The following is a 19,897-nucleotide window of genomic DNA, read 5'->3' as shown; positions in this document are numbered from 1 at the left end:
ACGTTATAGTAGTATATACGGAACTCGGGGGAAAAAGTATCAAGAAATGAATGACACATACCACTCCGCAATTTCGGAACCGTAGCCGAAGGCGATTAACGTTCCCGCGGTCAGCCATGGGGCAAACGGAATGCGCCGCTCCTTCTTCGCCCAAAGAAACACGGTTCCGGCCAATCCCCCCATGATGCAAGCCAACACAAATGCCACCAGCATTTGCGGGATCCCCAATACCCATCCTATCAATCCGAACAGCTTGACATCTCCCATCCCCATCCCGCGCATCAGAAGCGCAACGGCCAAAGTCATGCCAAGGCCCAAAGCCGCACCTAGCAAGTGGTTCCATAGAGAATGAAGCGGGAAAGCCAGACGCAACAAGATCATGACAGGCAAAAATGCAAGCAACACCTTGTTCGGAATGATTCTGATCGCGCAATCCGTGATCGTCACGATGATTCCAAGACTGATAAGCGCAAGACCTACGGCCCCTTCTCCGGTAAAGCCGAACCGGATGAAGACCCATAGAGCCAACAATGCGGTTGCGAGATGAAGCAAAGAGATCCGCAAGAAACCCCAATCGGGGGCTTGTCCGGCGGCGGTTGCCGCCCTATCCCTGATCAGCCGCTGCGCAACAACCATGAATAACGAACCTAGGAGAATTCCGGATAAAAACACGCAAAAAGAGTAGAATAAGGGCATTTTTTGTTCACTTTCGGCGAATTATGTACTTTTATTCATTATATCCTAAAAAAAGAATCGCCGGAACATCTTTCCGACGATTCTTCTATAAGCTGGATTATTTATTAAGCCTGTGCGACATCCAAGTCGACTTTGCTTTTGAACACATCCTGGTCATTCTCACCGAGCACTTTACCCGTGATCACGCCGGCGGTAATCGAGTCGTTGACGTTCAGCGCCGTGCGGCCCATATCGATCAACGGTTCAACGGAGATGAGCAAGCCCGCAAGCGCCACCGGCAGGTTCATCGTGGACAACACGATCAGCGAGGCGAAAGTTGCACCGCCGCCTACACCTGCGACACCGAAGGAGCTGATCACGACGACCAGAATCAGCGTGATGATGAAATCCCAGCTGAACGGGTCGATCCCGACCGTCGGCGCGATCATGACCGCCAGCATGGCCGGATAAATCCCGGCGCAGCCGTTCTGCCCGATCGTCGCCCCGAACGAGGCCGACAGGTTGGCGATGCCTTCCGGCACGCCGAGACGTTTCGTCTGCGTTTCCACGTTAAGCGGAATCGTAGCCGCGCTGGAACGCGATGTAAAAGCAAATACCAGCGTCGGCAGCACTTTCCTCACATATTGCACCGGATTGTATCCGAACAGCGCCAGCAAAATCAGATGAATGATAAACATGACGATCAAAGCTACATAAGAGGCTAACACAAACTTGATCAGCTTGAGAATTTCCTGCGGATCCGTCGTGGCGACCACGTTCGTGATCAAGGCCAAAATGCCGTATGGCGTCAGCCTCAATACCAGGGTCACAATCCGCATGACAACCGCATATACCGCGTCTACCAATTTGCGGAACGTCTCCGCTTGTTCCGGTTTCTTTTTATCCAGGCCGAGAACCGCAACCCCGATAAATGCCGAGAAAATTACGACAGCCAGCGTAGATGTGCTGCGCGCTCCCGTCATATCCGCAAACGGATTCGTCGGAATGAAGTCCAAAACCTGCTGCGGAATCGTTTTGTCCGCCACTTGGCCGGCCCGTTCCTCCAGCGCGGCTCCGCGAGCCTGCTCCGCTTCTCCCGCCTCGATTTCGATCGCCTTCAGATCAAAGCTTAAGCTCGTGACGATACTTACTGTAGCGGCAATAGCCGTTGTGATGAGCAATACCGCGATGATGAGGGCGCTCATTTTTCCAAGGTTCTTCGTGCCCTTCAGTTTCGCGATCGCCGAAATGATCGAAACCATGATCAGCGGAATGACAACCATTTGCAGCAAACCGACATAACCGCGTCCGACCAAGTTGAACCAATCCGTGGACTTCGCCAACACTTCGGAGTCAGCCTGGTAGATAAGCTGAAGAATAACCCCGAACACGAGTCCGAGTCCCAAACCGGTAAATACCCGTTTCGTAAAAGATATATGCTTCTTCTGCATCCAGAGAAGTAAGCCCAGTAGCGCCAGCATGACGACTACGTTAATGATAACCCACAATGTTTCCATTCCGTGATTCCCCCTGCAAGTCAGTATAAATTTCTGATTGGTTACCAATTTACATGTATCGTAACACAATCTCTAGTAAATTGATAGGATTAATTTTATTTACATTTCTCACCAATTTATTACCCTATTCTTGAAGTTCTGAATTTCTTGCATAACACCCTGCGGAATACGGAAATATCCGAAGCAAGGAAGAGGATTTTATTACTATGTTCAATTCAATCCTAAAATATGACCATATATTCTGTAAATTGGTATAATTCCGTTGTGCAAACGTTTTAACAAATTCGTTTTCTCGGGTATGATGTAAAGATCAGCGACTGCCGATAGGGGGATAATTGAAGAGATGGACATGAAAAAGCGAGATTCTTATAGGTTTTTAAAATGGTTTGGAAGCGCTGCCTTGGCGGCCGTCCTACTAACTGGCTGTTCTTCCGAGAGCGCATCGCCTTCCGGCAACAGCGGCGGCAAAGCCGAAAATACCGCGGTCAACAGCGTTGCCGGGAACCATGCCCCGGCGGCAAAGACAGCCATCGACGCGCAACCGTCGACCGTATTTTACGAAGTTTTTGTCCGGTCTTTTTATGATTCGGACGGCGACGGCATCGGGGACTTCAAGGGACTGACCGAAAAGCTCGATTACCTGAACGACGGCAATCCGGATACCACGGATGATCTCGGCGTGGGCGGGATCTGGCTGATGCCGATCAATCCGTCTCCCAGCTACCACGGATATGACGTCACCGATTACCGCAATATTAATCCCGATTATGGGACGCTCGAGGATTTCAAAACCTTTTTGGACGAAGCGCACAAACGAGACATCAAAGTCATTATGGACCTGGTCGTAAACCATACCAGCAAGGAGCACCCTTGGTTTATCGACGCGGCCCAGAACAAGGACAGCAAGTATCGGGACTGGTACATCTTCGCGGAGGACCAGAACCGGGAGACCAGCGGCAGCAGCGCGGCTGGCAGCGGAAGCCCGTGGCATTCCGCCCGCGGCAGCCACTACATGGGCATTTTCTGGGAAGGGATGCCGGATCTGAACTTTGACAATCCGGAAGTGCGGGAGGAAATGCAGGATATCGGCCGCTTTTGGCTGGAGCAGGGCGTCGACGGATTCCGCCTGGATGCGGCTAAGCACATCTACGAGGATCTGCTCACGGATAAGAGCCAAGAAACGACCGACAAAAACGTGAAATGGTGGCAGGAGTTCCGCAAGGGTATGGTCGAGGTCAATCCCGACGCTTATCTCGTGGGCGAAATTTGGGATCCGTCCCCTGCGCTGATCGCCAACTATTTGGACGGCGCGCTCGATTCCGGCTTTAATTTCAGCCTGTCGGAATCGATTGTTCAAGCGGCCAAGAAAGAAAAGGATAATAATCTTGGTTTTACATTGGCGAGAAGCTACGGGATCTATAGCGAAAAATCCAATGGAGAGTTCGTCGATGCCACGTTTTTGACGAACCATGACGTCAACCGCACCATGACCCAGCTCGAAGGCGACGTGAACCATGCCAAAATGGCCGCGGGGATGCTGTTGACGCTTCCGGGCAATCCGTTTATCTATTACGGCGAGGAAATCGGAATGCTCGGAGCCAAGCCGGACGAAAGCATCCGTGAACCGATGCAGTGGTATAAGAGCGACGACGGTGCCGGTCAAACGACCTGGGAGCCGCTTCATTTCAACAAAGGGCAAGCGGGCGGAAGCGTGGAGGAACAAACGGGCGATCCGAAATCCCTGCTATCCCATTACCGGAAATTGATCGATATGAGAAATAGCGTACCCGCATTAAAAGACGGCGCGATCGCCGAGTTCCAGTCCGGCAACCCGGGCGTGGCCGCCTACCTCCGCCAAACCGAAGAACAGACGGTGCTCGTCGTCCATAACTTGACCGGGAACGAGCAAAGTATTGATTTGGCGGACAATAAGGACGGTCTCACCTTTGAGGGGATTCTAAAGGCGACCCGCGAGGGAGCCGTACTGGAAGGCGGCAAGTTAACCATTCCGGGGTATACGACGTTGATACTTGAGTAGACTGATAGCGTTGACACGCGCGAGTAGTTTCTAGATTTACGCTCCAATTCAATGCGGAGCATCGCAGCATGCCGCCTTCGTTGGAAATAATCCAATCAAATGGTTTAAAACCAGCCGGTTCCGGCTGCTTCGTTGGATAATTTCCAATCAAGAGAGGATTAATCACCTGAATTGTTCATGTTCATTGGATTTTATCCAATGAAGGATCGAAAAAGGCTGTTACCAAAGCAGGAAATCTGCTAAAGGTACAGCCTTTTTACATATTTGTTGCTATTTAACCGGAAAATTTTCCTATAGTTTAGCCAAAACCCCCGGATCCCGGCATTTTGGCGGGGAAGAATTCCTGTAAGTTGGAACATAATTGAGAGTGGACGCAAGGCGCCGGTGCTTCCTCAATGCCGCCACGAGTTACCGCATTTCTGCGGTTCTATTGCTGTTTATTGTTGATTACTTCTACTACCGCTTATTACTTTTACTTACTGCTATCACTTATACTTCTGCTGATTACTTCTCTTACTGCTTATCACATCTACTTACCGGGCATCACATCTTGTGGTTCTACTGCTACTTAAACTGCCGCCATCCCCGTCATTTACGACTTGGCCGATACGATTTCGCATATTGCTCCGTACAGCGAAGATTCGAGCTTCATCGAAGCTAGGGTTGCGAGCAGGGCCGCCGGCGTAGCCGATCCCTTCACGACTTGGTAGACTCGTTCCTTCAACAAAAATTCAATCTGCGCCCGGTCGAGCAAGGTAAATACTTCATGTTCCACCAATTGGACGGCCAAACATGCTTCCACGAATGTAACGTTTAACGCTTCACTTACAGGCAGATCTCGCACATTCACCGTCAGCGTCCGGCTTTGTTCGTCGTACGCGACCTCCGCTTCACAGGCCTTATCGCCGACCGTCACTGCGATATCCTTATAGCCGAAGCCGACGAAGGACAGCTTCCAGTTTCTGCGTTCCGGCACGGCCGCGAGATTTCCTTTGGCCGGCATGATAGTAAAGGACGCCGATTCTCCCCATTGCAGCGACATTTCCGTTTCGCACCAGTTCGAATCCAAGTCCTCCGCCGTATCGCCCTCGTCTTCCCACAGGCGAAAATGTCCGTCCGCCCCGGCAAACACCTTCATCTCCAAAGACCGGGGATTATCCACCGAACCGGTATACTCCGTCAAATCCGCCAAAGGCACGATGGCGCCGGCTTTGGCGAGCACCGGGATCGTCTCCAAACCGCGATACAGCGAAAGCCTTCTTCCCCCGTCGTACACTCTTCCGTCAAAGAAGTCGATCCAGACGCCTTTAGGCAGCCATCCTTGAAACTCGGCGACACCCGTCTTTCGGTCCGCCGGTTGGGTAATCGGGCAAACGATCAGTTCCGTCCCGAAAAAATACTCATTCGGCACATCGTAAGCCTCATGCTGTTCGGGATAATGGTAATACATCGGCCGGATCAGCGGCAGCCCTTCCCGGCTGGCGTAACGATTCATCGTATACAGGTAAGGCAGAAGCCGATGGCGCAGCCGCAGGTATTCCTTCATTACGTCTTCCGCAGGCTTGCTGAACCGCCAAGGCTCCTTGCTGTTGAACGGGCTGGCCGAGCTGTGCAAACGCAGGATCGGCGAAAAGACGCCGAACTGTACCCAGCGGGCGGCTAGCTCATCGTCCTTTCCGCCCAGCATATGCCCTCCGATGTCATGGCTCCACCAGCCGTAACCGGCATTGGAGGCGTTCGCCGTGAAATACGGCTGGAAGTCCAGCGACTCCCAGGTGACGATCGTATCCCCGGAGAAACCGACGGGATAACGATGGCTCCCAAGTCCGGCGTAGCGCGAGAAGGTCAGCCGCCGCTTCCCCCTCCGGCCGCTGTCCAGGTAATGGTAATGGTTCAGCATCCACAACGGGTCGAGGCCGGGAATCTTGGTCACGCCGCCCTGCTGCCAGTCGATCCACCAAAAGTCGACGCCCTCCTCCTCCCGCGGATGATGCAAATACTTGAAATAGGCCCGCAAGAAACGAGGATCCGTCATATCGAATTCCACGGCTTCGCCGATTTCCGTATTTTTCCCGAGTTCCGCCGCCATCGCGAGATAAGAGTCTTCAAACGCCCTTACTCCGTCGGCCGGGTGGACATTCAGAGTCACCCGAAGCCCTTTTTCGTGCAGCCAATTTAAAAATCCTTGCGGGTCCGGGAACAACTCCCGGTTCCAGGTGTATCCCGTCCACCCGCTGCCGTACTCCGGATCGACGTCCACAAGATGCCAATCCATGTCCAGCACAGCCACCGAAAAGGGAATTCGTTCCCGCTCAAAACGCTCCATCAGCGCCTTGTATTCTTCGTCCGTATACTTGTAATACCTGCTCCACCAATTACCTAGCGCATAACGCGGCAATAGCGGCGTCCGTCCGCACAGGCGGTAAAAATCCCGGAGACAGTCCAGGTAATCGTGGCCGTAGCCGAACAAATACAAATCTATGTCTTCCCGGCCGCGAGGCTCGACCCGCCCGTCTTCCTCCAAGAGAAGCGAACGGCTGTCATCGATCAGCGAATATCCCCCGCGCGACAACAATCCGCGTTCCAACGGAATCGCCCCGTCCGCATTGTCCAGCGTCCGGGCGGTCCCGCGCAAATCCTCGGGCCATTCGCCGTATCGCCATACGACCATCAGATGGCCGGAACGGTTTCGGACGCTCACGCTCAGTCCGTGCCGGGAAAACGGCCGCTTATCGTAAACCAGGTGCAAACGCCCCGTCATAATCTCCAACCGGTCCTCCCGATCCGTAACCTTGAAATCGGGGACCGGGAAATTCCGGTTCAGTACGATTTGCGTGGCACGATCTTCAAAGTTTCCGGTTTCGCTGAATTCCATGCGGATCAGTTCGGGGGTGAGCACCGTAAAACGGTAGCTCTCCCCCTGAACGACAGCGCCGGGATCCGCCGAAGGCGCCGTTTCGAGTTTTCCGTGAACCAGCATCGGTTCAGGATCTCGGATCACATTTTGCATCGTTCATACACCTTTCTTTGAATCCGTTATTTTACGCTCATATAGCGATTATAGGCATCGGTACGGATCTTCAGCAATTTCTCGAGTCCCATATCGTTCAGCTTTTTCACATAATCATCCCAGCCTTCGTCAATGCCGCCTTTGGTGACCCACTGAGCCCGCATCGTTGCAACATAGCTGTCGATGTCCGTCGTCAGCGTCGGAAGCTCCTGGAACTCCTCGGACGTGTACATGACGTTAGGGAATGGCGCGGAGACGTATTCGTTGCCCAATTTGTCGATTTCGAGTTTTAATCCGTCGCCGGTTTCAGGATTCAGCACGATGTTCTTCTCGAACGACGGGCTCACGTATTTCGGCCCGAAGTCCCGAAGGGATTGGTCCCAATACCAGGCGTCGGCGCTCGTGCCGGCCGGAGGATCCATCAACGTATACGTACCGTCGTCGTTCTTTTGAATGACGGTGCCGATCGCTCCCCAGAAATTCTGGATGCTCGCTTCATTCGTATAGAACTGATCCGCCCAGCGGGCCGCGATCTCCGGATATTTGCAGGAGGTGGTAATCAGCATCTCGTTCCGGTAAAAGCTCATCCCGTTCGGATCTCCCGGGTTATGCCGCTTTCCGTCCGGTCCGGCGATCGGAGGAATGGCCGCATATTCGCCGCTCCATTTTCCGAATACCGCGTCCGGCGTCCATTGATTCGTGAACCCGACGATCGGAGCATCCGCATTTTGCTGTTTGGCCGACGTCATCGTGGCGTCCTGGGTGAACATTTCTTTATCGATGAGTCCTTCGGAGTATAACCGGTTTGCATACTTGAGCCCTTCCTTGTACTCTTCGCTGGTCGGATAAAATACCGGTTTGCCGTCCTTCACCATCATGCTGTTGCCATAAGTGTCGGTAATGCCGAACGGATTCAGGAAATCCGGCGATAAACCGGTCTCGGTGTAAGGGATCTCATCCTGCTTGCCGTTGCCGTTCGGATCCTGCTCTTTAAACGCTTTCAACACGTTGTAAAGGTCTTCCGTATTATCCGGAATTTCCATCCCCAGTTTATCAAGCCAGGCTTTATTGATGACCGGCTGATTCCGGGTTTTCGGGCGCGACGGCAGCCGTGCGGGCAGGGAATAGATTTTCCCGTCCGGGAACGTGCTGATCTTTTTCAGCTCCGGCGTTTCTTCCATCGCCGCTTTAAGATTCGGCATATATTGATCGATATAATCGTCTAGCGGACGGAAATAGCTGAGATTGTTAACGATATCGGAATCGGAGAAGGTCTGGTTGCCCAGGATGATGTCCGGCAGCGTGCCGCTGGCCAGCATGATCGACTTCTGCTCTCCCCAGTCGTTGGATGACACGACCTCCCATTCGATTTTTACGTTCGTTTGCTGCTCCAGATCCTTCAGCCACTGATTCTGCGTGAACGTATCTCCCATATTGCCCCAGCGCATCGTCAGCACTTTCAGCGTCACCGGCTCGTTAACGATCGGCAAGCCATCCTTATTAAAGTCGCCGGTCCCGCTTTTCGCGGCATTTCCGGAGTCCCCTCCGCCGCAGCCCGCCAGGCCGAAAGCAAGCGTAGCCGCAAGCAGAAGCGAGACCCATTTTTTAGTTCGGATCATTCCGCTTTGTTTTATCATTCGAATTCCCCCATTCATTTTTCATTCGTCCTAAGCCCTAAACCATAAACCCTTAACTCTTCACCGCGCCGATCATGACCCCTTGGTTAAAATACTTCTGCACGAAAGGATACACGCATAGGATCGGAACGGTAGCGATAATAATGACCGAATAGCGCATCATATTGGCCAGCCGCAGCGCGATTTGGGCGGCTTCGCCGGTTCCCATCCCGGACTGCATCTGATTGGTGATCAGAATGTTGCGAAGGATCAGCTGCAAGGGATGCAAATCGGGATTTTTCAAATAAATCAACGCATTAAAATACGAATTCCAGTATCCGACGGCGATCCATAAGCCAAGCACCGCAATAATCGCCTTCGACAACGGCAGAACGACTTGGGCGAAGTACCGCAAATTGCCGCAACCGTCGATCTGAGCCGCCTCCCATAAGTCCCCCGGAATGCTCGTCTGAAAAAAAGTCCTTGCCACAATAATATCGTACACGACCACGGAAAAAGGCAGGACCATGACGAGAAACGTGTCGTACATATGGAAATCGCGAATCGTCAGGAACGTGGGGATCAGCCCGCCGCTGAAAAACATCGTAAAGATGAAGTATAAAGACAGAAACTTGCGCCCCTTCAGGTCTTTCCTGGACAAAGCATAGGCCGCCGGTATATTGACGACGAGACCGATGGCCGTCCCTATCACCGTATACAATATCGTGTTTCTGTAGCCGATCCAAATGTTTTCGTGCTTAAAAAGCTCCTTGTACCCGTCCAGCGTAAATCCCTTCGGAAAAAACCATACCTTCCCGTTCGCCACGGCCGACGGATCGCTGAACGAGGCGATTACGATAAAATATAGCGGGTAAATCAGCGCGATCAAAAAGAGGATCGCAAAACCGTAAATCACGACTTCTGCCGCCTTATCGGACGGTCCCTGCTTCACTTTGGCCACTGCCGGGCTTACCGCCGCATTCGCTGTCTCCACGAGTTACCACCTTCCCTACCAAAGACTGTTCTCGCTGTACTTCTTGGAAATCTGGTTCACAAGAATCAGCAAAATAAAATTGATGACGGTGTTAAACAGGTTGATGGCCGAGGAAAAGCTATATTGGCTGCTAAGCAGCCCGATTTTGTACACATAGGTGGACAGAATCTCGCTCGCGGGAATGTTCAAGTCGTTCTGCATCAGGTACACTTTTTCGAACCCGACCCCGAGCAGGCCGCCGACCCGTAAAATGAGCAGCGTAATCGCCGTCGGCATCAGCATCGGAATGTCGATATAGCGGATTTTGTGCCACCGGCTCGCTCCGTCCACCGTTGCGGCTTCATACAAGCTCGGGTCCACCGTGGACAACGCCGCGATGTAGATGATGCTGTCCCAGCCGGCGTGCTGCCACACATCCGACCAGACGTAAATGCTGCTGAACCACCCGGAAGAGCCCATCAAGTCGGGAGCCTCCGCTCCGAAAAGCTTGAAGGCGTTGCCGACCAATCCCGTACTCGGGGACAGCAAAATCAGCATCAGCCCTACCATGACCACCGTCGAAATAAAATGCGGCATGTACGATACCGTCTGAAAAAATCGCCGGAACCGGTTCGCCCGCATCTGGTTGACCATCAGCGCCAATACGATCGGGATCGGAAACGTAATCAGGCTGTAGAGACTGATAATGATCGTATTTTTGATCGTCGTCGAAAACTGGTAGGAATTAAAAAACTTTTCGAAATACTTGAATCCCGCCCACGGACTTCCCCCGATCCCGAGCGCCGGGCTGTAGTCCTTAAACGCGATCAGTACCCCGTACATCGGTTTATAGGCGAACAACAGCGTCAGTACCACAGCCGGAAGCAGCAACAAGTACAGGCCCCAATTTCGCCGAATCGGCCCGTATCTCCGCCCTGCGCCGATTTGACCGGCTTTCATGACATCCCCTCCTTGCATCTTTATATGAACACTTTCAGTATATCTTCGCGTCCCGCGCTTTTTCGGACCTTGCACAAGCGCTAAACGGACTTTTGACTTGCAGGAGGAATCGCCAAAACCGGACCATGCGGAACCGGTATGGTACTTTTCGGACTTTTCATGGTGCTATCCGGACTTTGCCGCAAAATGCCGATAGGTTTCTATGTTTTTTTCATTTAAAGCTTCTATAATATTTTTAGACGGCTTAAATAAAGCGCATACACGTTGAACCGAACGCTTCCGCAGGAAAGGACGATGGGCCAAAGCATATGGGAAAATCCGGTGACAAGGAGTATCCGATTCGTCATTACGTCAAAATCATGTTCGTCACTTCATTTATCGTATTGATCCTGGATTTTGCGATCAGCTTCGCTTCCATCTCCATCGTCAAACAGCAATCCACCCGTTATCTGCAGGATACGGCCGACTTGTACATTAACCGGATCAATCATGACTTCGCATACATGAATCACTATATGGGCTGGACGCTGGCCAACGATGAGAACATGGAAATCATGAACACGGCCGAACCCGATTCCGAAGAGTTTTTAAAGGCTAACGAAAACCTCCACAGACGCTTTAGCGAGCTGCAAAAAAACTACGGGAAGGAATACCATTACTTTGTGTATTTGAAGGAACAGCACTTTTTTCTGAACAGCGCTCCGCTCAGCATGAATTATTCGGACTACCAGGAACTGAAAAGGCAAATCATGAGTTTCGTCGAGGACAAGGACGTCTATGAAAAGTTTTACTCGAAATGGACCCCCGTTCAGGTGAAGGGCAAATATTACATCACGAATATCGTCCCTTATCATGACAGTTACATGATCGCCACGGTATCCGCGGATAATCTGATCCGTCCTTTGCGGGAGCTTAATTTAGGCGGGAACGGGTACGTCTCGCTCGTGAACGATTCGGAACAAAGCGTGACCAGCCGCATCTCCAACAACGGGGAGGCCATGACGGAGGAACCGGAAGAAAACCCGCTCCTGAACCTGCTGCGCACGCGAACGACGGTCAAAGGCGAGTTTACGAATGCTTCTTTCTATGTAAAACTGGTCATTCAATTCGGTGCGTTCGAGAAAATCATGATCGCCCAGCTGCTGATTATTTTGCTGGCCCTGCTGATTGCCTTCAATTTGGGCTTCATCCTGCTCTACTTCAAAAACAAAGTATTGAAGCCGATCAAAAGCTTCTCCTACAACCTTGCTTTCTGGAACGAGGACGGTGAGCCGCTCAACCTCGAAAGCAGCAAAATCAGCGAGTTGGAAAAGGCAAACAAGCTGTTCATGAATCTGGTCAACCAGATCAAAAAGTTCAAAATCGATCTTTACGAGCGGGAACTGGAGAAGCAGCGGATTCAGCTGGATTATATGAAGCTGCAGATCAAGCCCCATTTTTTCCTGAATTGCCTGACCAGTATATACAGCATGGCTCAGATGCAAATGCATCAGGAAATCGAACAGATGGCCTTGTCCACATCCAAGTATTTCCGTTATATCTTCCAAAGCGGCGAAGATTTCGTACGCCTGGAAGACGAGATCGATCACGTCCGCATTTATATGGATATTCAAAAACACCGGTATAAGGATGCGCTTGCGTATTGCATCAAACAGGAAGAGAGCACGCTTCATGCGGAAATTCCGCCGCTCGTGCTTCAGACTTTTGTCGAGAATGCGGTCAAATACGCCGTCTCCCGGACTTCGGAAGTGCAAATTTCGCTTGAGGTCCGGCACCATGCCGAAGATGGAGAAGAGCGGATTCGAATTTCGATTTCCGATACCGGGCCAGGTTTTCCGACGGACATTCTGAATGCCTTGCAATCCGGAGAACCGCTGGACCAATCCGACGGGACCCATATCGGGATCATGAATACGATGCAACGGCTGGAATCGATGTATCATGGCGACGCCGTCATTCTTTTCGACAATATGGCGAGCGGCGGCGCCCTCGTTACGTTAAATCTTCCGGCGGCGGCGCCGGAGCGGACAGGAGTGTAGCCTATGAACGCTCTGCTTGTGGACGACGACTATTTTGTCGTCACCGCATTGGAAAAAAGGATCGATTGGCCGGCTTTGGGCATCGAAGCGGTCTTTACGGCCAACAACGTCGCTCAAGCCCGCGAAATTCTGGAACGGTCTCCCGTGCACATCCTGGTGTCGGATATTGAAATGCCGCAAGGAAGCGGGTTGGAGCTGCTGGCTTGGATCCGCGAGAAAAATTACGGCGTTCAAGCTATTTTCCTGACGAATTACGCGGATTTCAATTATGCGCAAAAGGCGATCGAGCTGCAAAGCTTCGAATATTTCCTCAAGCCGATCGAGTTTGACAAACTGATGCTCATTCTTCAAAAGGCGGTGCATCGGGCCAAGGAACAGCAAAACAACGAGAAGGCCATCGAGGAAGGCCGGTTCTGGCAAAAAAACCAGGCCAAAATCGTGGAGTATTTCTGGCGCAAGCTGGCCGGCGGAGGCAAGTCATTCCCGATTAAGCCATCCGTGATCTCCCAGGCGATCTCCGAACAGCATCTCTCCTACGAGATGACCGACATCGTACAGCCCTTGTTGTTTAACATTTTCCCGTATAACGGAAGCATGGGCAAAGAAGAAAAAGGACTGTTCGATTTCGCGCTGCAAAATGTGATTGACGAATGGTTCCAAAGCGGCGACTTTTCCGTAGAAACCGTTTTGGAGCATAAGGAATATACCTGGCTTGCCGTTTTGAAATGGAACCGCAGCCCCGATCCCCAGGCGATTGAACGCTTATGCGCGTCATGGATTCTAAGGGCCAACCACTTTTTAAAATGCGATGCCTGCTGCATGATCGCCTTGCCCGGCAAGCTCGGGGAGTTCGGCGAAATCGTCAAGCAATTGTTTATCATGGATGACGAGATGGCCAAAATCCGTAATCAGACTTATGTCGTGGAGCGTTGCGACCGGCCGGAGCAAGCGGACTATTCGCCGCCGGACCTGGCGCGTCTGGAAGAACTGCTGAACCAGAACAAACCGGCCGTTTTTCTCGAAGAAACCTCCGCGTATTTAAAATCCCTGACCAGGAACAAAACGCTGGGCACGTCCATTCTCAGCCTGTTTCGGCTGGATATGAGCCAGCTCGTGTACTCCTTTTTGAAGATGAAAGGCATCCAGGCGCATAAGCTGTATTCGGGTAAAACCAACGACCGGCTGCTGATGCATTCGCTTAGCTCGATTGAGGATATGGAGGAATATTTGAAGTACTTGGTTTACACCGCGATGGAATACCGGGATTTCGCCGCCCAGCCCAAATCGGTGGTCGAACAAATCAAACAGCATATCCAGGAGCACTACGGAAAGGAGCTTACCCGCAACGATCTGGCCGAAATCGTCTATTTGAATCCCGACTACCTGGCAAGATTGTTCAAGCGGGAAACGGGAATTTCCTTGGGAAGCTACGTGATCCGGGTGCGGATCGCGGCCGCAAAGCATCTGCTGGAAACGACGAAACTATCGGTTTATACAATTGCCAATAAGGCGGGGTACGCCAACTATTCTTACTTCTGCAAGCTGTTCAAGCAGGAAGTCGGCCTGTCACCGAATGAATATAAAAAGCGGCATGCAAAAAATGCGTGAAAGGGTGATTGTATATCCCCTTCACGCATCTTTTTTGTAATTTTAACCGTTAATCCGGTACACCCGAGCTTCATAAGGCTTAAGAAGGTTGCCGGATAGGGCTTCCTTGCCTTGGGCGTCAGGATCGTTGGTGAGCAAAAGCTCGGCGGACGGCTGTGCAACGGCAACGGCCAGTTCGCCGGACAATTCGAATTCGGCTTCTTCCGCAAACATATTGACGAGAACGAGCAGCTTCTCATTCCCCAGCGTTCGCGTATAGCCGTAAATGCAGTCATGATCCGGCAGGATCAACTCATATGTTCCGTAGACAAGGGCTTCATGCTCCTTGCGCAAACGAATCAGCTTTTTGAAATAATGATAGATGGAGTCCGGGTCTTTCATCGCCTTCTCGACATTGATTTCCTTGTAATTCGGATTTATTCCGAACCAAGGCTCGCCTGACGAGAAGCCCGCATTACGGCTGTCGTTCCACTGCATCGGCGTTCTGGAGTTGTCCCGTCCGTTTCTCCAAATGACCGGCATGATTTCCTCATGGCTCTTTCCGTTCGCCTTTTCGATGTTATACCAATTTCTCATGGACACATCGTTGTAATCCTCGATCGACGGGAATTGCACGTTGGTCATTCCGATTTCCTGGCCTTGGTAAATGAACGGCGTGCCCTGCATCAGAAAATACATCGTTGCCAACGCTTTGGCCGACTTGTCCCAATACTCGCCATCATTGCCCCAAGTCGATACGGAGCGGGGCTGATCGTGATTTTCCAGGAACAACGCGTTCCAGCCGGTACCTTCAAGACCTTTCTGCCAGCCGGTCAGCACCGATTTCAACTGATGCAGATCAAGTCCGTTATCCAGGCTCTTCTGCCAAAGTCCCATGTGCTCAAATTGAAAAATCATATTGAATTTTCCGTTTTGCTCGCCGACCCAAAGATCCGCCTCGTCCACGGTAACTCCGCTCGCCTCGCCGACCGTCACGATATCGTATTTCGCGAACGTTTCCGCATTCATTTCGGACAGCAGCTCGTGGATGCCTTCCCGGTTCATATGTCCCGCTTCCGACGGCACGTAACGCAGTTTGTTCGGATTCGGCATATCCGGGAACCCTGCCGTCTTTTTGATATGGGAAATTGCGTCCACCCGGAAGCCGTCGATGCCTTTGTCGAGCCACCAGTTGACCATATCGTACAATTCTCTGCGTACGTTTGGATTTTCCCAGTTCAGGTCCGGCTGTCTCCGCGAAAACACGTGCATAAAATATTGACCGGTATGCTCGTCGTATTCCCAAATCGAGCCGCTAAATATACTTGCCCAGTTATTCGGCTCCATTCCGTCTTTCGGATCGGCCCATATATAGTAATCCCGTTTCGGATTGTCCAGCGATGATCTCGATTCGATAAACCATGGATGCTCGTCCGAGGTGTGGTTAATGACCAAATCCATGATCAGCTTCATGCCCCTCGCATGAACTTCACCCAGCAGCTCGTCAAAATCCGCCATCGTCCCGAACTCCGCCATGATATCCTGATAATCCGATACGTCATATCCGTTATCGTCATTCGGCGATTTATAGATCGGGCAGATCCAGATCAAATCGATCCCCAAATCCTGCAAGTAATCCAGCTTGGAGATGATCCCCCGCAAGTCGCCGATTCCGTCCCCGTTGCTGTCCATGAAGCTGCGCGGGTATATTTGATAGGCTACGGCCTCTTTCCACCATGTCTTTTTCATCGTCTTGAATTCATTCCCCTTGTGTTCTGTGATTGAAAGCTTGTTGATGACTTATTAGTATTATTCCAGTGTAAGTATACTTCTTTTCTAATATTCGCGCAATCGTTTGCATTAATGAGGGAGTCATTACTATTTATTGCTTTCCCATCTTTTTTGTAGCAAACCATAGTTAAACTAAATTGTAAACATGTGGCAAAGCATGCCCCGCTTCCTTTCGGTTTCCGAAGGAGGCGGGGTTTTTCTGTTTTTATCATAAGGGAGAGGTGAAAAAATGGGGTTCAGAACGGAGCACGAAACATGGCTAAACGATCATCTTAAGCGAAGACAAGGGGAACGGCTTGATGCCCTGAAGCGAGGACACGGGTACGGAAATCAATTGTTTGTTGCGCAAATCTGGTGGCCTATCGTCGGACATTTTCAAGGATTGCATCCCGAATATGAAGTGAAAGATTGGAGAGGTCGATCATATTTTGCCGATTTCATGTGGATCGTCGGGGCTGTGCGCATTGTTTTTGAAATTATGGATTACGGAACACATGGAACGGACCGAACCAAATACCGGTTAGATCTGAATCGCGGACTCTTTCTTCAAGGTCAGGATTGTATGGTACTCTATATATCGCTCGATGAGCTAAAAGAAAATCCCTCTTTCGTCTTGTCTGCCGTACGGAACATCTTGTCCCCTTTACTTACGGCTATAGATGGTAAGGGAAAGGTGACCGGGAGAAAATATTCAAAGATTGAACGGGAATTGATGCGGGCCGCTATCCGACATGACAGAATCATTCGCCCGACGGAGGTTGCCAGGGAATTGGAGCTGCATAAAATGACGGTGATCAAGCATTGTCGCGGGTTAGTAGAGAAAGGAAAACTTCGGGCCGTTGAAAGAGGCAGCTCGAAACGTGTCATATACTACGAATATATCGGCAGCCTGCAAAGTCCGGATTTGGTTTGACTAAACCCATTAGGCCTTGGTACGGGATCCAGAGTGGTAATTGTATATATGAGTGCGGACGTGCGGACGTGCGGACGTGTGGTCTGTTGATGTGATGTGTGGCATGGATTGCGATGTGTAGTGTGTTGGTGCGTAGCATGGATCTGCGGTGTGTAGTGTGTTTGTGTGTGTAGCATGGATCTGCAGTGTGTGGTGTGTAGCAGTGTGGCATGGATGGGCGGTGTGTAGTGTGTTGGTGCGTGGCACGGATCTGCGGTGTGTAGTGTGTTGGTGCGTGGCACGGATGGGCGATGTGTAGTGTGTTGGTGCGTGGCATCATGGATGTACGGTGTGTGGTTTGTGGTGTGCGATGTACGGTGGTTTGTAGTGGTTTTTGAAGTCGAGCTCCTTAGCCTGTACGAAAAATCATACACATTTTACGAAAAAACGGCCAATTTAACGATTCTGTATGAAAAATCATACACAATCTCCGAAAAAGGCGCCAAAAGAGCAAAATCTGTATGAAATTTCATACAGATTAAGCCATTTCGCCGTAATTTCCGAAATTGTAGTTGAAATATCGTACAGAATGGGCAAGGAAGATAGTATTGGACGTAAACATCAGCATAAATAGCAGCCACCCGGGCGATTCTCCGCCCGGATGGCTGCGAAACGGCCTAAGCCTCCTTCTTTTCGCTCATGGAATCCACCTGGAACGCGCCCAGCGAATCCTTCAGCATCTCCGACAATTCCTCGAGCCGGTTGGACAGGCGCACCAGTTCCTCGCTGACTCTGTACTGCTCGGACGACATCGAGGCCACTTCCTCCGTCGATGCGTTCGTCTGCTGCGCGACCGCGCTTACGCTGCCGATAAAGTCGCTTAATGCCGTTTGAGAGGCAATCAGCTCCTTTATGGATTCGGACGAGCTTTGCAAGTCGCCGATAAAACGTTCCATTTCCAAGCTGACTCTTTGGAAGATGGAGGAAGCCTCTTTTACGGAGGCGAGCTGTTCGTCAAACATCGGCGTAACGCTCATCAGAACCTCGACCGTACCTTCGATGGCCGCCTGAATCTCTTCCGTCATCTCGGACACATGTTGGATCGATTCGTTCGATTGGGCCGACAGCTTGCGGATCTCGTCCGCAATGACCACGAATCCTTTTCCCGCAGCTCCGGCACGCGAAGCTTCGATCGAAGCGTTCAACGACAAAATGTTCGTTTGCTTGGTCATTTCGACCATCGGGGCCAATATCCCCCGGATCGAATACGTGCTTCTGCTCAGTTTGCCGGAGTTCTCCTCAATAATACTGGTCATCCGGGACACCGCATCCGTCTTTTCCACCAGCTGCTCCATGTACGTCCGGCCCTGATTGCTCACTTCGATGACGCGCTCCGCCGATTCGTCCATCGCCGTATTCAGTGAAACCACCCGGTTCATTTGGCTGCCGATCTTGTCGACCAGATCCGTCCCTTTCTCCGCTTCAACGGCGAGGCTTGACGCGCCTTGGGCGATTTCCTCCGTCGCCGCGGCGACCTCGCCGGCAGTCTGGGACGTGTCCCGAGATACGCGGGTCAAGTTTTCCGCGGTGGCCAGCAAGCCTGCAGTGGAATCATTCGTTTTTTCAACCAGCAGGGAAATCTGTTCCACCATCCGGTTAAAGCTTTGTCCGAGCCGGCCGATTTCATCCTGTCCCTTGAAGCTCGTGCGGACGCTCAAATTGCCGCGCTCCCCTTCTTCCATGAGCCGGGACAGCTTTTGCAGCGGCTTGCCGACCATTCTGAACAAATAGTAACCGATCGCCGACGCGACCAGGACGGACAGCACGATAACGAACACGGTCACGTAAATCAGCTTGTCCGCCGCGCTCAAAAAGTCGCTCTCCGGCGCATAGCCGATAATCCGCCAGTCCGTCGTTTGAAGCTGTCTGTAGACAACGAGCTGCTGTACGCCTTTTTCATCATCCGCGGTAAAGGAGGTGCTTTCCCCTTCAGGCAGTTTTTGATCCAGGCCGATTTGGGACTTGGACTCGATCAGCCCAGGGTCGGGGGCATGGACAATTGTATTATCGGACGTAATGATCCGCACTTCGCCGGATTTGCCGATCTTCAAGTTTGAGAGCGTATTCACAAACGCCTCGTCCTTGATCTCAAGCAGCAAAACAAATTCCGCGTTCGGATTCTTCAAATTTTGCAGCAATCTGCCCATGGTGACCGTGGGTTCGTTGTAACTTCCGAAGTAGCCCTTTTTTAAACCCGGAATCCAGAGTGTCTTGCCCGCGGCATCGACGATGGCTTTAGTCCGGGCTTCTCCCTCTTTACTCGTAGTTGCGCCTGTGGATCCCGAGGTAAAAAAAGAGGTGCTATTGTCTTTGCTTAGGAGCCTGATCCCGTACAGCCGATCGTCCGAGCCTTTCATCGCTTCCAGCTTGTTTTTGATTCGGGTCTCCGCTTCGGTCTTTTTGACGATATCCGTATCCGCCCCTCTTACGAGCTCCAAATCCGTCCGCAATTGGGTATCGACGGCAAGCTGCCGCGAAATGGACTCATACTCCTTCAGCAGAAAATCAACCTTGTCCGCCGCTTGTTCAATCGCTTGCGACGAGGCGCTTCCCACCTGACCGCGGATAATATCCCTCGACATCAGATATGAGCTGATTCCCAGCACGGCCGACAACAACACCACCGTTGCAAACAAAATGACGAAAATTTTCATTCCGACCGACTTGAACTGCAATTTGCTTAACTGTTTCATGCACTTCCCCCTCATAGGCAAAGCTTATGTACTTTTTATCTAGAAA

General features: G+C 51.5%; 12 protein-coding genes. 4 read left to right on the top strand and 8 right to left on the bottom strand.

Annotated elements, in window-relative coordinates; all coding sequences use genetic code 11:
• Positions 1–39 precede the first annotated feature (39 nt).
• On the bottom strand, positions 40–636 hold the full coding sequence (locus ACSFXJ_RS02650; RefSeq protein ID WP_435923682.1) for a prepilin peptidase: 597 nt from the start codon (positions 634–636) through the stop codon (positions 40–42).
• A gap of 164 nt (positions 637–800) precedes the next feature.
• Positions 801–2,192 carry an L-cystine transporter gene (locus tag ACSFXJ_RS02645; RefSeq protein ID WP_435923681.1) on the bottom strand — a complete coding sequence of 464 codons (1,392 nt, stop codon included), beginning with the start codon at positions 2,190–2,192 and terminating at the stop codon, positions 801–803.
• Between the two features lie 343 nt (positions 2,193–2,535).
• On the opposite strand from ACSFXJ_RS02645, the gene ACSFXJ_RS02640 reads away from it, so the two are divergent.
• The gene (locus ACSFXJ_RS02640; RefSeq protein WP_435923680.1) at positions 2,536–4,230 is read left to right on the top strand and encodes an alpha-amylase family glycosyl hydrolase; all 1,695 of its coding nucleotides are present in this window, start codon (positions 2,536–2,538) and stop codon (positions 4,228–4,230) included.
• A 592-nt stretch (positions 4,231–4,822) separates the two neighbouring features.
• Here the strand turns inward: ACSFXJ_RS02640 and ACSFXJ_RS02635 are convergent.
• The 4 genes from ACSFXJ_RS02635 to ACSFXJ_RS02620 are packed head-to-tail and all read right to left on the bottom strand — an operon-like array spanning position 4,823 to position 10,789.
• Positions 4,823–7,240: a glycoside hydrolase family 31 protein gene (locus ACSFXJ_RS02635; RefSeq protein ID WP_435923679.1), complete on the bottom strand. Its 2,418-nt coding sequence runs from the start codon at positions 7,238–7,240 to the stop codon at positions 4,823–4,825.
• A 26-nt stretch (positions 7,241–7,266) separates the two neighbouring features.
• The gene (locus ACSFXJ_RS02630; protein ID WP_435923678.1) at positions 7,267–8,877 is read right to left on the bottom strand and encodes an extracellular solute-binding protein; all 1,611 of its coding nucleotides are present in this window, start codon (positions 8,875–8,877) and stop codon (positions 7,267–7,269) included.
• A gap of 52 nt (positions 8,878–8,929) precedes the next feature.
• Positions 8,930–9,817 (bottom strand): carbohydrate ABC transporter permease, encoded by an 888-nt coding sequence (locus ACSFXJ_RS02625; protein WP_435925661.1) that lies wholly within the window; start codon positions 9,815–9,817, stop codon positions 8,930–8,932.
• 48 nt (positions 9,818–9,865) lie between these two features.
• Positions 9,866–10,789: an ABC transporter permease gene (locus ACSFXJ_RS02620; RefSeq protein WP_435923677.1), complete on the bottom strand. Its 924-nt coding sequence runs from the start codon at positions 10,787–10,789 to the stop codon at positions 9,866–9,868.
• Positions 10,790–11,097: 308 nt separating this feature from the next.
• Between ACSFXJ_RS02620 and ACSFXJ_RS02615 the strand changes: the two genes are divergently transcribed.
• Positions 11,098–12,828, top strand: a complete 1,731-nt coding sequence (locus ACSFXJ_RS02615) for a cache domain-containing sensor histidine kinase (protein ID WP_435923676.1) — start codon at positions 11,098–11,100, stop codon at positions 12,826–12,828.
• A 3-nt stretch (positions 12,829–12,831) separates the two neighbouring features.
• Complete coding sequence (locus ACSFXJ_RS02610; RefSeq protein ID WP_435923675.1) at positions 12,832–14,436, top strand: helix-turn-helix domain-containing protein; 1,605 nt, start codon at positions 12,832–12,834, stop codon at positions 14,434–14,436.
• Between the two features lie 42 nt (positions 14,437–14,478).
• On the opposite strand, the gene ACSFXJ_RS02605 is transcribed toward ACSFXJ_RS02610, so the two are convergent.
• The gene (locus ACSFXJ_RS02605; protein WP_435923674.1) at positions 14,479–16,164 is read right to left on the bottom strand and encodes a glycoside hydrolase family 13 protein; all 1,686 of its coding nucleotides are present in this window, start codon (positions 16,162–16,164) and stop codon (positions 14,479–14,481) included.
• A 271-nt stretch (positions 16,165–16,435) separates the two neighbouring features.
• Between ACSFXJ_RS02605 and ACSFXJ_RS02600 the strand changes: the two genes are divergently transcribed.
• Complete coding sequence (locus ACSFXJ_RS02600) at positions 16,436–17,119, top strand: hypothetical protein (protein ID WP_435923673.1); 684 nt, start codon at positions 16,436–16,438, stop codon at positions 17,117–17,119.
• A 656-nt stretch (positions 17,120–17,775) separates the two neighbouring features.
• Here ACSFXJ_RS02600 and ACSFXJ_RS02595 read toward each other — a convergent pair.
• Positions 17,776–19,851: a methyl-accepting chemotaxis protein gene (locus ACSFXJ_RS02595; RefSeq protein WP_435923672.1), complete on the bottom strand. Its 2,076-nt coding sequence runs from the start codon at positions 19,849–19,851 to the stop codon at positions 17,776–17,778.
• Between the last annotated feature and the right edge of the window lie 46 nt (positions 19,852–19,897).

The organism is Paenibacillus salivarius (assembly GCF_051307165.1).
Lineage (GTDB): Bacteria > Bacillota > Bacilli > Paenibacillales > Paenibacillaceae > Fontibacillus.
This window is presented reverse-complemented; position numbering and strand designations above follow the sequence as displayed.

Excerpts from the sequence above, each read along its gene's own strand:
- ACSFXJ_RS02630 (WP_435923678.1), bottom strand. The coding sequence starts at position 8,877 with ATGATAAAACAAAGCGGAATGATCCGAACTAAAAAATGGGTCTCGCTT.
- ACSFXJ_RS02595 (WP_435923672.1), bottom strand. The coding sequence starts at position 19,851 with ATGAAACAGTTAAGCAAATTGCAGTTCAAGTCGGTCGGAATGAAAATT.
- ACSFXJ_RS02615 (WP_435923676.1), top strand. The coding sequence starts at position 11,098 with ATGGGAAAATCCGGTGACAAGGAGTATCCGATTCGTCATTACGTCAAA.
- ACSFXJ_RS02610 (WP_435923675.1), top strand. The coding sequence starts at position 12,832 with ATGAACGCTCTGCTTGTGGACGACGACTATTTTGTCGTCACCGCATTG.
- ACSFXJ_RS02635 (WP_435923679.1), bottom strand. The coding sequence starts at position 7,240 with ATGCAAAATGTGATCCGAGATCCTGAACCGATGCTGGTTCACGGAAAA.
- ACSFXJ_RS02620 (WP_435923677.1), bottom strand. The coding sequence starts at position 10,789 with ATGAAAGCCGGTCAAATCGGCGCAGGGCGGAGATACGGGCCGATTCGG.
- ACSFXJ_RS02640 (WP_435923680.1), top strand. The coding sequence starts at position 2,536 with ATGGACATGAAAAAGCGAGATTCTTATAGGTTTTTAAAATGGTTTGGA.
- ACSFXJ_RS02600 (WP_435923673.1), top strand. The coding sequence starts at position 16,436 with ATGGGGTTCAGAACGGAGCACGAAACATGGCTAAACGATCATCTTAAG.
- ACSFXJ_RS02645 (WP_435923681.1), bottom strand. The coding sequence starts at position 2,192 with ATGGAAACATTGTGGGTTATCATTAACGTAGTCGTCATGCTGGCGCTA.
- ACSFXJ_RS02605 (WP_435923674.1), bottom strand. The coding sequence starts at position 16,164 with ATGAAAAAGACATGGTGGAAAGAGGCCGTAGCCTATCAAATATACCCG.
- ACSFXJ_RS02650 (WP_435923682.1), bottom strand. The coding sequence starts at position 636 with ATGGTTGTTGCGCAGCGGCTGATCAGGGATAGGGCGGCAACCGCCGCC.